The sequence below is a fragment of the Pseudoxanthomonas japonensis genome, from assembly GCF_043632995.1.
Lineage (GTDB): Bacteria > Pseudomonadota > Gammaproteobacteria > Xanthomonadales > Xanthomonadaceae > Pseudoxanthomonas_A > Pseudoxanthomonas_A japonensis.
Genome location: NZ_CP171632.1, coordinates 3407100 through 3419447, shown reverse-complemented (window position 1 = coordinate 3419447; position 12348 = coordinate 3407100). Strand labels below are relative to the sequence as shown.

Below are 12348 nucleotides of genomic sequence, written 5' to 3'. Positions count from 1 at the left end.
GTTGGCCTGGTAACGCTTACTGCAGTCGCCGCGTCCAGCCCGGAGGGGGACCCCAACTGCATTCTTGCTCGTTCGCGAAACTAGGGATTGCGCGGCTTGTTAGTCGCATCGCACAGCCCTAAGATCAATTTGTGTCGAGGGGCGCCCAACATATGTGTTTGGGTAAGCCGGGAGCGGGTAGTTTGGCCAGACTGGAGAGTGCATTGATATTTGAGCAAGCATTCATGGCTATGCCGGAGTTTCTAACGGGAACTCCATTTTCTGAATACCAGTTCGAGGCGACTATAGCCAATGCTTTTTCTCTTGCAATTCTTCAAGAACTGAACTCCCGCAATGTGCAGAACCCCATATCTCTGCTGCGAAGCGAGGTTCTTTATCACGGCACATCAAAGCACGCAGATGTTCACATCAATCTTTCATCGTTGAACATTTTCAATGAGAACTTTGCGTCGTATGGCTTCTACCAAGACAATTGGCTAGAGGCGAAGTTTTTCAGGCTATCAAATAGCGGTCAGCCGAACATACCGCCGCTTCACTCAACTTACTTGCTCTTAAAGGATGTTCTCAGGCTATGTATGTTGGTGCAGGATGCACCGCCTGGCGCAGACTCATCTTCCGGTAGATACCTTCTTCATGCCTATCAAGACAGCCCCAGCCAATACCTCGTCTACAAGCGGAACTCTGGCGGCTCTAGAACGGAGAGAGCTTGGCTGTCGCCCTTGATAACGCCAGGCGAACAACGCCTCGTCATTTCGGATCTTGGCAAAGAGCGAACCAAATCATTTGAGTCAAATGTTGGGAAGAAGGCTGCGCTCTACGAAGTTGACGCGCAGATTACGAACTTTGTTCATAAACCGCGAACAAGTAGCCCTAATGTCTACTACATCGTTCTGACAAGAATTAACGACTTTAAAATCTCAAAGGGGAATCTTTCATATGGAAGAAACAATGGAAGAACTTTTGGGAACTTGAGGTTCTTTCAGAATCTGGCTCTATCAGCGGATCGGCGTCTAGCCTGAGTATTCAGGCCGGGGCTCCGGTCAGCTCAGTCCTGTAATTTGCCTTCCGAGCGTCGTTGGTCGCCCCCAGCGCTCGGCCCCGGGCTTGCGGCAGCGCAGCAGGCTCGATATCCTGCGCCCCGATCTTCCTCCATGAGGAACGATCATTCCCTTGGGGAGTAGCCAGCTACCACGGACCGTGGGAGCCCGCACGTCAACATGATTGGCTTCACTAGGCCATGGCGCGCGGACCGATTGGGTGGCGAGACCAACGGATATCGACGTGACCCCGGTCGGGCGCGGCGATGTTCGTTCGTCCGCAAAGTCCCGACCGCAGGTGCTCGTCCCCCATGAATCCCGTTTCCATCCTTCTGCTCGGTCTGGCCATGTCCACCGATGCATTCGCTGCTGCGTTGGCCAAAGGCGCCGGCATGGTCAAGCCGACCTGGCCGCAAGCGCTGCGCATCGGCCTCATCTTCGGCGTCGTCGAAGCCATCACGCCGATGATCGGCTGGCTGCTGGGCTCGGCGGCGGCGAAATTCATCGAGCAATGGGATCACTGGGTCGCCTTCGCGTTGCTGTTCGCGCTGGGCCTGCACATGCTCTACAAGGCCTTCTTCGCCAAGGACGAGAAAGAAGACGCGGCGCCCTCCGGCTCGATGTGGAGCATCGCGCTTACTGGCCTGGCGACCAGCATCGATGCGATGGCGGTCGGCGTGGGCCTGGCCTTCGTGCAGGTGAACATCCTGGTAGTCAGCACGGTCATTGGCTTGTGTACGTTTGCGCTCGTCACCATCGGGATCATGGCCGGTCGCGTTCTCAGCACGCTGATCGGCAAGTGGGCCGAAGCGCTGGGCGGCCTGGTACTGATCGCGGTGGGCGCCACCATCCTCTACGAGCACTTGTCCGCCGGAGTCGCGCCATGAGTACCGAATCCACACGCGACGCCATCGTTATCACCGCTGCACCGACATACTACTCGCGCCTCGCCCGTCGGCTGCACTGGACGACGTTCGCGCTGGTGGTCATCGCCTACGCCAGCATCAATGCAAGGAAGCTGTTCGAACGCGGCTCGGACGAGCGCATCCTGGCCGTCGAGTCCCACTTCCTGGTCGGCATGGTCATCCTGATGCTCACGCTTCCCCGGTTGGTCCATCGCATGAAGGCGCCGTTGCCGCCGATCGTGCCGCCGCCGTCCGCGTGGTCTGCGCTGCTGTCGAAGACGACCCACGTGCTGCTGTACGCGTTCCTGATCGTGCAACCGTTGACCGGCATCGTGGCGCGGCTCGCAGAAGGGAAGGGCATCGGACTGCCTTTCACCGAGCGTGTCATCCCGTCGTTCTTCGGACCGCACGAAGCCTTGGCCGCCTTCCTCGAATCGGCCCACGTCTGGATCGGCGAGGCCTTCTACTGGGTCATCGGGCTGCACATCCTGGCGGCGCTGTTCCATCTGCTTGCAGGCAGGGACAACGTCATGCAGCGGATGACAGGCAGGAGCTGAGCGCAGCCTTCACTCACCGCAACAGTATTCCGGTCTCGTCAATGTTCGCTTCCAATCCAGAGTGGACATCATCCATCTCCGTAGCTGTTGACCTCTTCGGTTGCAGCTAGGCTTGTTAGTACGACCAGACTGGCCCTAAGATCGCGCAGCACGAAGTGACTAATCCAACGTTCGGTAGGCTGTGAGTTGCTGACGTAAACCGACCCAGAGCTCAACTGTTGGGCGACGTCCCCCCGGTTTTGAGTAGCACGGCGAATTGGAGTCCAATCCCACCTGACCAGGAGATTGGACGTGAAGAAACGCTTTTCCGAAGAACAGATCATCGGCTTCCTGCGTGAAGCCGACGCCGGCATGGCGGTCAAGGACTTATGCCGCCGACATGGCTTCAGCGAAGCCTCGTACTACCTGTGGCGCAGCAAGTTCGGCGGCATGAGCGTGTCCGATGCCAAGCGGCTCAAGGAGCTGGAGGCGGAGAACACCCGGCTGAAGAAGCTGCTTGCCGAGCAGATGTTCGAGAACGACGTCATCAAGGACGTGCTGCGAAAAAAGCCGTGACCGCACCGGTGCGTAGGGCACTAGTGCGGGAGATGATCGATCGCGGTCTCAGCGAGCGGCGGGCCTTGGGGGTGGCTCGGATGAGCGCCAGTGCGTTCCGCTACCAAGCCCGGCCCGACCGGAACGTCGAGCTGCGCGAACAGATCCATGCGCTGGCCATCCGGCACAAAAGATACGGCGTCGGGATGATCCACCTCAAACTTCGGCAGGCAGGCTGGCCGGTTAACTACAAGCGCGTTGAACGGCTGTACCAGGAAGCCAAGCTGCAGGTGCGGCGCCGCAAGCGCAAGAAGGTGCCGGTTGGTGATCGGCAGCCGCTGTTCCGGCCGACCTCGGCCAACCAGGTGTGGTCGATGGACTTCGTATTCGACCGCACTGGCGAGGGGCGCGTGCTGAAGTGTCTGACCATCGTCGACGATGCGACCCACGAGGCGGTGGCCGTCGAAGTGGAGCGGGCGATCTCGGGTAATGGGGTGGCTCGCGTTCTGGACCGCCTCGCGCTACGCCGCGGCCTGCCTCTGGTGATCCGCTCGGACAATGGCAAAGAGTTCTGCAGCAAGGCCATGGTGAAGTGGGGACATGAGCGAGGTGTCGTGCTGCGGCTGATCGAGCCGGGCAAGCCGAACCAGAACGCTTACATCGAGAGCTTCAACGGAAGGCTGCGCGACGAATGCTTGAACGAGCACTGGTTCCAAAACGTCCTTCACGCTCGCACCGTAATCGAGACCTGGCGCCGGGAATACAACGAGGAGAGACCGAAGAAAGCACTGGGCGGGCTGACGCCCGCCGCCTACGCCAAACGGATGGCCAAGATCGGCTACCCTAACCCCGGACTCTAAATGGCCCCGCTACTGAAAGCGGGGGGACGTCGGTCCGACACTGAAGGAAAGTGACGGAGCAATCTATATGCTTCTGTTCGAATCTCTCTGGGTACATGTTGGTTGGCGGAAAGATCCCGAAGGAATGCACCGGCTTGGATGAGGTTTCTTGTGCGTTCCACTGGCATAGTCATAGCTGAGCGCTCCGCTCTCCTATTCGCAGCACCTAGCGTTGAGTCAGTCGCGAAGCCGCTGCGAGTTGAACTCGATGAATCTATGCATCTCTCCACGCATCGTGGCGGCATCAGTGGGTAGTGAAATTCCCAACTGGCGGCATAGTGTTCGAGCGAAAGCTTGCTGGGCTTTGGTAGGTGGCTTGAACTTCCAATCGATCACTTCCGGAAGTCCTCGACTTATCTCCTCCGCAAGGCGCTTGCAGAAGTTCTCGTGTTCCCAGCCGTCTTTCACTGCCGACAAGTAGCGGGACACCGCGTCGAGAGAGTCGGGTGCTATGGAGAGCTCTAGAGTGAGGTCCAGATCCGGCGCGACAAGGAACAGGTTCATTTGGTTCACCTGGATATCGTTGCTCCCAGAATGCTACCGTAAATACTGTAGACCGAAAATGCTACGAGTCGGACCCTTCGCGCCATGGCAGGCGCGGGAATTCAGGTCAGGCTGGGCAGGGCAGTGAAGGCTGCAAGGATGCGTTTGGGCTATTCTCAGGAAGCCTTGGCCGATGAATTGGGTATGCATCGCACCCAACTGGGCCATATCGAGCAAGGGCTCAAGGATTGCCGGCTTTCAACGATCGTCAGGATCTCAACGGCGCTCGGGCTCCCACTGAGCCAGTTGTTCGAGCAAATCGAGGCTAGTGAATAGTGGGCTACCTGCCCTGTCGGGACCGGCGCCGCTAGTCTGAACGATTTCCTTGATATGGGCTTGCTAACATAAGCAGCGGCAAGACCGTGGTCGCCGCGCTGGCGGGCATGCTGGCGGTGGAGGCCGGCAAGCAGGTGGCGCTGGCGGCACCGACCGAACTGCTGGCCGAGCAGCACCTGGCCAATCTGCGCGCCTGGCTGGAACCGCTTGGCGTGCGCGTCGCGTGGTTGGCAGGCAAGGTCACCGGCAAGGCGCGCGCCACCGTGCTCGCGCAGGTGGCCTCGGGCGAGGCGCAGGTGGTGGTCGGCACGCATGCGCTGATGCAGGAGGCGGTGACCTTCCACGATCTTGGCCTGGCCATCGTCGATGAACAGCACCGGTTCGGCGTGCACCAGCGCCTGGCGTTGCGCGACAAGGGAGCGGGCAGGAACCGCGTCCCCCACCAGCTTGTCATGACGGCGACGCCGATCCCGCGCACGCTGGCCATGGCGGCGTATGCGGACCTGGATGTTTCCGCCATCGACGAACTGCCACCGGGACGTACCCCTGTGCAGACGGTTGCGCTGAGCGCCGAGCGACGGCCTGAGCTGGTCGAGCGCATCCGCACCGCCTGCGCAGAAGGCCGACAGGCGTACTGGGTCTGTACGCTGATCGACGACAGCGACGAGGTCGTGGCGCAGGCCGCGCAGACCACGTTCGAGGCCCTGTCCGCCTCGTTGCCCGATGCCCGCGTCGCGCTGGTGCACGGACGGATGAAGGCGGCCGACAAGCAGGCCACCATGCGTCGCTTCAAGGAAGGCGAGGTCGACCTGCTGGTGGCGACCACGGTGATCGAGGTCGGCGTGGACGTGCCGAATGCCTCGCTGATGATCATCGAAAACGCGGAACGGCTTGGCCTTGCGCAGCTGCACCAGTTGCGCGGGCGGGTCGGTCGTGGTGCGACCGCATCGACCTGCGTACTGATGTATCAGCCGCCGCTGTCGATGATGGCCAAGCATCGCCTGGCGACGATGCGACAGACCAATGACGGCTTCGTCATCGCCGAAAAGGACCTGGAACTGCGTGGTCCCGGCGAACTGCTCGGTACGCGGCAGACCGGCCTGGCGGCGTTCCGTGTTGCGGACCTTGCGCGTGATGCCGGTCTGTTGCCGCAGGTGCACGCATTGGCGGAGCGGTTGCTCGCCGACGATCCCGCAGCGGCGGATCGCGTGATCCGTCGGTGGGTGGGCGGTGCAGCGAGATACGCGTCTGCGTAACGCGGTCTGCGCTTGAGCGTCCCGTGCTTCCATGGGGCCGCCGGCGGTGCGAGACTCGGCGGCCGAGAAGACGAAGAGAAGAAGATGACGGACAGGATTCCCCTGCTGATCGACACCGATCCCGGTGTCGACGACGCGCTGGCGCTGCTGATGGCGTTCAACGATCCGCACCACGAGATCGTCGGCCTGACCATCGCGGCCGGCAACGTGGGCCTGCAGCACACCGTGCGCAACGCGCTGAAGCTGTGCGAGGTGGCGGGCCGCGACGACATTCCCGTATTCGCCGGCGCGCCGGCGCCGTTGCTGCATCCGTCACCGGACGCGGGCTACGTGCACGGCCAGGACGGTTTCGGCGATGTCGGCTTCCCGCCGGCGGCGCGCCAGGCGGAGGCCGAACATGCGGCGCTGGCGATCCTGCGTCTGTCGCATGAGCATGCCGGCCGGCTGGTGCTGGTCGCGCTGGGGCCGCTGACCAACGTGGCGCTGGCGCTCAAGCTGGACCCGACGCTGCCACAGCGGATCGCGCGCCTGGTGGTGATGGGCGGTGCGGTGACCTGCCACGGCAACATCACGCCGGCCGCGGAATTCAATTTCTACTTCGATCCCGAAGCGGCGCATCTGGTGCTCGAGGCCTTCGAGCGCTACGACCTGGCCGACTGGGAGGCCACCATCGCCCACGGCCTGCACCACGAGCGCGTGGCCACTTGGTTGCGCGCCGATTCCGACCGTGCCCGCTTCTACGACCGAATTTCCGAAAAGACCCGGTCGTGGTCCGCCGACCGCCGCGGCGACCACTGGTTCGCCGCCGATGCCCTGGCCATGGCCTTCGTGCTGGCGCCGGAGGGCGCGCTGGAGCTGGCCGAACGCCCCCTTGCCGTCGAACTGCAGGGCGCCCACGCCCGGGGCGCCTCTATCGTGGACTGGCGCCGGGAAGGAGGTGGGCCGGACAAGGCCAATATCCTGCTGCGCTACGACCAGGCCCGGTTCGAGGCCCTGATCGAGGCGGCGCTGGCGGCGGGCTGAGGGGCGGGTTGCGCGGGACGGGCAGGGCGGTCTACAATGCCGCTCTTCCATTCCCGCTACACGGTGTTACCGCCATGAAGGCCGACATCCACCCGAATTACCGCGAAGTCGTCTTCCACGACGTGACCTCCGATTTCAAGTTCCTGACGCGCTCCACGCTGGGCAGCAAGGAAACGACGAAGTGGGAAGACGGCAACGAGTACCCGCTGATCAAGGTCGAAATCTCCTCGGCCTCGCACCCGTTCTACACGGGCAAGCACAAGGTCATCGACACCAGCGGCCGCATCGACAAGTTCCAGAAGCGCTACGCGCGCTGATCGAACCGTCGTTCGCCTGATCCGCCTGCGGCCGCGCCTTGTGCGCGGCCGTTCGCGTTTGCGCGAACCGGATCGCGTGCTTCTGCGAAACGGACGGTTGCGCCTGCGACCTTAGTCTTTGGTCTGACGTTGGTGCGGTATCGAGCGACGGCTCCAAATGCCGTGTGCGATAATTCGGGTCATCCAAGGTTCACTCCCTGGACTCCCGTCACGCGCCGACCGGACCCCGGACGGCGTTACCCCACGAAGGAGCGCACACTGTGTCCGAACTTGACCAGGTCACGCTGAATGCCGGCGACAAATCCGTCGTCCTGCCAGTCCTGAAACCCACGCTTGGCAACGACTGCGTCGACATTTCCAAGCTGACCAAGGAAACGGGTCTTTTCACCTACGACTCCGGTTTCACCGCCACGGCCAGCTGCAAGTCGGCCATCACGTACATCGATGGCGACAACGGCGTCCTGCTGTATCGCGGCTACCCGATCGAACAGCTCGCCCAGCACTCGAACTTCCTGGAAGTCTCGTACCTGCTGATGAACGGCGAACTGCCGACCCCGGACGAATTCGCCAGGTTCGAACACGAAGTCACGCATCACACGATGATGCATGAGTCGCTGAAGAACTTCCTGCACGGCTTCCACTACGACGCGCACCCGATGGCCATGCTGGCCGGCACGGTCGCCTCGCTGTCGGCGTTCTACCACGACACGCTGGACCTGGAAGACCCCGAGCAGCGCCGCCTGGCCGCCATCCGCCTGCTGGCGAAGATGCCGACCCTGGCCGCCGCCGCGTACCGCTATTCGATCGGCTGGCCGATCCGCTATCCGCGCAACAACCTCGATTACGTCGACCGCTTCCTGCACATGATGTTCGAGGTGCCGAGCGAGCCGCTGGAACTGAACCCGGTGGTCGCCAAGGCGCTGGACCTGCTGTTCATCCTGCACGCCGACCACGAGCAGAACGCGTCGACCTCGACGGTGCGTCTGGTGGGTTCAACGGGCGCCAACCCGTACGCCTCGGTCGCCGCCGGCATCACCGCCCTGTGGGGTCCCGCCCATGGCGGCGCCAACGAGGCCGTGCTGAAAATGCTGGAAGAGATCGGCGATGCGAAGAACGTCGCGTCGGCCGTCGCCAAGGCCAAGGACAAGGAATCGGGCTTCCGCCTGATGGGCTTCGGTCACCGCGTCTACAAGAACTTCGATCCGCGCGCCAAGATCATCCGCGAGATGACCCACAAGGTGCTCGGCGAGCTGGGCGTCGACGATCCGCTGCTGGAAGTGGCGATGCGTCTGGAAGAGGCCGCGCTGAAGGACGAGTACTTCATCCAGCGCAAGCTCTACCCGAACGTCGATTTCTACAGCGGCATCATCTACAAGGCGCTGAAGATCCCGACCGAGATGTTCACGGTCATGTTCGCCATCGGCCGCACCGCCGGCTGGGTCTCGCACTGGCTGGAACAGCAGGTCGACCCTGAAGCCAAGATCGGCCGCCCGCGCCAGATCTACACCGGCTACGCGCCGCGCGACTACGTGCCGACCGGCAAGCGCTGAACGCGTCGGCGGTATGATGAAAAAGGCCCCTCGCGGGGCCTTTTTCTTGGGTGCCTTCGGCCAGCCGGCGGCGCGGCGCGAGAAGGGCAGGTCGGCTCACCGGCGCGCCGCATCCCGTTCGTAGCCGGCGATGTCTTCCTCGGCGAGCAACTGGCGAAGTTGCGCGGCAGAGGCGCGCTTCATGGGCTTCTCGTTGATGCCCGAAAGCGGTGCCTGTCGTAGCGCGTCGTGCGGCAGCACGGTCAGGTCGAAGCTCAGCTCCTCGGCACTGAATACCCAGACCGGCACATCGGCCACCCGCTCGCGGTCCATGCGCAGCCGGCGATCGCGGGCATCGGCGGGAATGCGATGGTCTTCCAGCCAGCGCGTCACCGCGTCAGGGTCGTCACTGTGGACATGCAGGTGGACGGGCGTGTTGGCGTCGGCCGTGCCCTCGAGCACCGGGCCCACCAGGCGTGGTGAGAAGCCGGACAGGAATTCCATGGCGCGCAGCGCGGCCTCGCGCCGCTGCCTCAGGCCAGTGGCGTGCGCCTTGCCGGCGAACAGGCGCTGGTACTCGCGCAGGGCCTCCTCGATCTCGCGGTTGCGGGGCAGGGAGGCATCGTCGTGGATGCCCAGCCGGCTGGCGGCCTTGAGTTTGGCCTGGTGGAAGTCGCGCATGCCGCCCTCGGCCATCAGCCGGGCGGCTTCGTGCGCCAATCGTTGGCGCCGTTCGCGGGTGCGCGTTTCGGCATGCTGGCGGGCGTGGTGCATGGCAGGCCTCCGCGTCGAAACTGACCGCGAATGTACACCATGTCCCCGACGTGTCCATGACGGTGCGGGTACACCGTCATGGCGCCTTCACGGGGCCTGCGGGATCAGAAGATGTCGAACGCTTCCTCGTCGGGCACCGCGTCTTCGGGCCCGTACAGGTCGTAGTCCTGGATGCGATCCATGTCCTCGACCTTCACCCACTCGGTCACGCCGTTGAGCGTGGCCTGCACCATGCCGTCGGGCGGATCGTTCGCCGCGATCGGCGTGTCCTTCAGGGCGACACGCATGTAGTCGATCCAGATCGGCAGGGCCGCCTTGCCGCCGTACTCGCGATAGCCCAACGACTGGAAGTTGTCGCGACCCACCCAGACCACCGTGGCGTAGCCGCCACCGAAGCCGCCGAACCAGGCATCGCGGTGATCGTTGGTCGAGCCGGTCTTGCCGCCGACGTCTTCGCGCCCCAGCACCTTGGCCGCGGTGCCGGTACCGCGCTGGACGACGTCGCGCATCATCGACACCATCTGGTAGGCGGTGCGCTCGTCGATGGCGCGTGGCGCCGTCACGACGTTCGGATCGGCCGGCTTCTCCTCGGTCTTGGCCTTCGGTTCCGTCGCCGTCGCCGGTTTGGCGGCTTCCGCAGGGCCGAAGTTGAATCCGTCCACGACCTGTGCCGCCGCCGTGCTCGCACCGTACTGGCCCGCGCCGCAGCCACGGCAGGCGACGGCGGGATTCTCCTTGAACACCACGTTGCCTTCGCGGTCCTTCACCTGGTCGATGAACCAGGGCGTCACGCGCGAGCCGCCGTTGGCGAACACCGCATAGCCGCGTGCGACCGACAGCGGCGTCAGCGAAGCCGTACCCAGCGACATGGACAGGTTGGGCGGCAGTTCCGCCTCTTCGAACCCGAACTGGCTGATGTAGGTGCGTGCGAACGGCACGCCGATGCCGTCGAGCAGGCGCACGGACACCAGGTTGCGCGACTGCACCAGCGCTTCGCGCAGGCGCATCGGTCCGCGGAAGCCGCCGCCGTCGTTCTGCGGACGCCACATGTGGCCGCGGCGGTCGCGGAACACGACCGGCGCGTCCAGCACGATGGACGCGGGGTTGAAGCCCTTCTCGAACGAGGCGGCGTACAGGAACGGCTTGAAGCTGGAGCCGGGCTGGCGGCGTGCCTGCGTGGCGCGATTGAATTTGTTGCCGGCGAAGCTGTAGCCGCCGACCAGTGCACGCACGGCACCGTTGTTCGCGTCGAGCGAGACCAGTGCCGCCTGCGCGCGCGGGATCTGGTCGAGCACGTAGCTGCCTTCTTCCTTGCCCGACTTGATACGGGTCAGATCGCCACGCTTCAGCAGCTTGGCGGGGGAGCGTCCGGTCCACTTGCTGGCGGCGACGGGAAGGACGACCTCCCTGCCATCGGCCATCACCACCGTCGCGCTGCCATCGTCGGCCACGCGTGCCACGATGACCGGGAGCAGGCCGTTCTGCGCGGGAATCCCCCGCAGGTGGGCGGCCAACGTTTTCGCATCCGCATCGGCGGCCACGTCGACATGCTGTTCGACGCCGTTCCAGCCGTGGCGGTGGTCGTACAGCCCCAGGCCGTCGCGGACGGCGTCGTTGGCCGCGCCCTGCGCCACGGCATCCAGTGTGGTGGTGACGTGGTAGCCCTTGGTCAGCGCCTCCGGCCCGAAGCGCGCGATCATCTCCTGGCGCACCATCTCGGCCACATAGGGGGCATAGACCTCGATCGGCCGCTCGTGCGGCCTGGCATGCATCGGCTCGGCCTTGGCCTGCGCGGCCTCGGCGGCGGTGACGTAGCCGTCCTCGCGCATGCGCTCCACGACGTAGGCGCTGCGCTGCTGGTTGCGGCCGGGATTGCTGATCGGGTTGCCGCTGGAGGGGAACTTCAGCGCGCTGACCAGCGTGGCGGTCTCGGCCAGGGTCAGCTGGTCCAGGGTCTTGCCGTAGTAGTACTCGGCCGCGGCGGCCACGCCGTAGGAGCGGTTGCCGAAGAAGCTCTTGTTGAGATACAGCTCCAGGATCTCGTCCTTGGTCAGCATGTTCTCGATGCGCATCGCCAGCATCATCTCCACCAGCTTTCTGGTGTAGCTGTACTCCGAACTGAGGAACCACTGCCGGGCGACCTGCTGGGTGATCGTGCTGCCACCGGCCACGCGGCCTTCCTTGCGGCTGACGATCTGCCAGACGGCACGGGCGATGCCGGTGGGGTCGATGCCGTTGTGCTCGTAGAACTTGCTGTCCTCGGCCGCCACGAAGGCCTGCTTGACCCGGGCCGGGACCTTGTCGATCTGCACGGGGTAGCGGCGGATCTCGCCGTACAGGCCCATCAGGCGGCCATCGCTGGCGTAGATGTAGAGGGGCTCCTGCAGCTCGACGTTCCGCAGGGACTGGACGTCCGGAACCTTGGCCGAGACCGTGTAATACAGCACCCCCAGGCCGACGGCGCCGGCCAGGGCAAGTATCAGGAACGTGATGAGGGTCCAACGGAGAAGACGACGGAACCGGGACATCCAGTGCTTTCCGATTGCAGAATTCGTAACGGCAGAGTATAGATGACCGCCGGGATCGCCACAGGCGATTCCAAGGGGAACAGGGACTTGGGGAACAACCCTCGTGAAACGTGACAAGCCGCACAGCCACGTCACCGGCGGTTGCCAAGCGTAAAAAGTTGGTTATTAAT

The 12348-nt window shown here is 63.6% G+C and carries 11 protein-coding genes and 2 pseudogenes; 9 read left to right on the top strand and 4 right to left on the bottom strand.

What is annotated here, in order from left to right:
- The first annotated feature begins 182 nt into the window (after positions 1 to 182).
- The 4 genes and pseudogenes from ACGHX3_RS16015 to ACGHX3_RS16000 all read left to right on the top strand — a co-directional run bounded on the left by ACGHX3_RS16015 (position 183) and on the right by ACGHX3_RS16000 (position 3893).
- A complete protein-coding gene (locus tag ACGHX3_RS16015) occupies positions 183 to 1019 on the top strand; it encodes a hypothetical protein (RefSeq protein ID WP_213605387.1) in 837 nt (278 codons plus the stop codon).
- A gap of 329 nt (positions 1020 to 1348) precedes the next feature.
- Positions 1349 to 1924, top strand: coding sequence for a manganese efflux pump MntP family protein (locus ACGHX3_RS16010; RefSeq protein ID WP_162108756.1), 576 nt, complete (start codon positions 1349 to 1351; stop codon positions 1922 to 1924).
- Positions 1921 to 2499 carry a cytochrome b gene (locus ACGHX3_RS16005; protein WP_162108757.1) on the top strand — a complete coding sequence of 193 codons (579 nt, stop codon included), beginning with the start codon at positions 1921 to 1923 and terminating at the stop codon, positions 2497 to 2499. Before ACGHX3_RS16010 ends, ACGHX3_RS16005 begins: the two co-directional genes overlap by 4 nt.
- 291 nt (positions 2500 to 2790) lie before the next feature.
- A pseudogene (locus ACGHX3_RS16000) lies at positions 2791 to 3893 on the top strand (IS3 family transposase).
- Here the strand turns inward: ACGHX3_RS16000 and ACGHX3_RS15995 are convergent.
- Together ACGHX3_RS15995 and ACGHX3_RS15990 are read right to left on the bottom strand one after the other, a co-directional pair.
- The gene (locus ACGHX3_RS15995) at positions 3890 to 4060 is read right to left on the bottom strand and encodes a BPSL0761 family protein (RefSeq protein ID WP_394697312.1); all 171 of its coding nucleotides are present in this window, start codon (positions 4058 to 4060) and stop codon (positions 3890 to 3892) included. The pseudogene ACGHX3_RS16000 and the gene ACGHX3_RS15995 sit on opposite strands and share 4 nt — an antisense overlap.
- 49 nt (positions 4061 to 4109) lie before the next feature.
- Positions 4110 to 4436, bottom strand: coding sequence for a hypothetical protein (locus ACGHX3_RS15990; protein WP_162108761.1), 327 nt, complete (start codon positions 4434 to 4436; stop codon positions 4110 to 4112).
- Between the two features lie 84 nt (positions 4437 to 4520).
- Between ACGHX3_RS15990 and ACGHX3_RS15985 the strand changes: the two genes are divergently transcribed.
- The 5 genes and pseudogenes from ACGHX3_RS15985 (at position 4521) to ACGHX3_RS15965 (ending at position 8897) form a co-directional block, all read left to right on the top strand.
- A complete protein-coding gene (locus tag ACGHX3_RS15985) occupies positions 4521 to 4751 on the top strand; it encodes a helix-turn-helix domain-containing protein (protein ID WP_056877930.1) in 231 nt (76 codons plus the stop codon).
- Positions 4752 to 4816: 65 nt separating this feature from the next.
- Positions 4817 to 6007 (top strand): annotated as a pseudogene (locus ACGHX3_RS15980) (ATP-dependent DNA helicase RecG); the annotation flags it as partial.
- Positions 6008 to 6091: 84 nt separating this feature from the next.
- On the top strand, positions 6092 to 7030 hold the full coding sequence (locus ACGHX3_RS15975; protein ID WP_213604512.1) for a nucleoside hydrolase: 939 nt from the start codon (positions 6092 to 6094) through the stop codon (positions 7028 to 7030).
- A gap of 74 nt (positions 7031 to 7104) precedes the next feature.
- A complete protein-coding gene (locus ACGHX3_RS15970; protein ID WP_162336762.1) occupies positions 7105 to 7347 on the top strand; it encodes a type B 50S ribosomal protein L31 in 243 nt (80 codons plus the stop codon).
- A 260-nt stretch (positions 7348 to 7607) separates the two neighbouring features.
- Positions 7608 to 8897, top strand: coding sequence for a citrate synthase (locus tag ACGHX3_RS15965; RefSeq protein ID WP_162336763.1), 1290 nt, complete (start codon positions 7608 to 7610; stop codon positions 8895 to 8897).
- A gap of 96 nt (positions 8898 to 8993) precedes the next feature.
- On the opposite strand, the gene ACGHX3_RS15960 is transcribed toward ACGHX3_RS15965, so the two are convergent.
- Together ACGHX3_RS15960 and ACGHX3_RS15955 are read right to left on the bottom strand one after the other, a co-directional pair.
- A complete protein-coding gene (locus ACGHX3_RS15960; RefSeq protein ID WP_213604513.1) occupies positions 8994 to 9650 on the bottom strand; it encodes a hypothetical protein in 657 nt (218 codons plus the stop codon).
- Between the two features lie 104 nt (positions 9651 to 9754).
- Positions 9755 to 12178 (bottom strand): penicillin-binding protein 1A, encoded by a 2424-nt coding sequence (locus ACGHX3_RS15955; RefSeq protein WP_213604514.1) that lies wholly within the window; start codon positions 12176 to 12178, stop codon positions 9755 to 9757.
- Between the last annotated feature and the right edge of the window lie 170 nt (positions 12179 to 12348).

Coding starts and splice junctions, on each gene's coding strand:
- ACGHX3_RS16010 (WP_162108756.1), top strand. CDS start 1,349: ATGAATCCCGTTTCCATCCTTCTGCTCGGTCTGGCCATGTCCACCGAT.
- ACGHX3_RS16005 (WP_162108757.1), top strand. CDS start 1,921: ATGAGTACCGAATCCACACGCGACGCCATCGTTATCACCGCTGCACCG.
- ACGHX3_RS15995 (WP_394697312.1), bottom strand. CDS start 4,060: ATGCCAGTGGAACGCACAAGAAACCTCATCCAAGCCGGTGCATTCCTT.
- ACGHX3_RS15990 (WP_162108761.1), bottom strand. CDS start 4,436: ATGAACCTGTTCCTTGTCGCGCCGGATCTGGACCTCACTCTAGAGCTC.
- ACGHX3_RS15985 (WP_056877930.1), top strand. CDS start 4,521: ATGGCAGGCGCGGGAATTCAGGTCAGGCTGGGCAGGGCAGTGAAGGCT.
- ACGHX3_RS15975 (WP_213604512.1), top strand. CDS start 6,092: ATGACGGACAGGATTCCCCTGCTGATCGACACCGATCCCGGTGTCGAC.
- ACGHX3_RS15970 (WP_162336762.1), top strand. CDS start 7,105: ATGAAGGCCGACATCCACCCGAATTACCGCGAAGTCGTCTTCCACGAC.
- ACGHX3_RS15960 (WP_213604513.1), bottom strand. CDS start 9,650: ATGCACCACGCCCGCCAGCATGCCGAAACGCGCACCCGCGAACGGCGC.
- ACGHX3_RS15955 (WP_213604514.1), bottom strand. CDS start 12,178: ATGTCCCGGTTCCGTCGTCTTCTCCGTTGGACCCTCATCACGTTCCTG.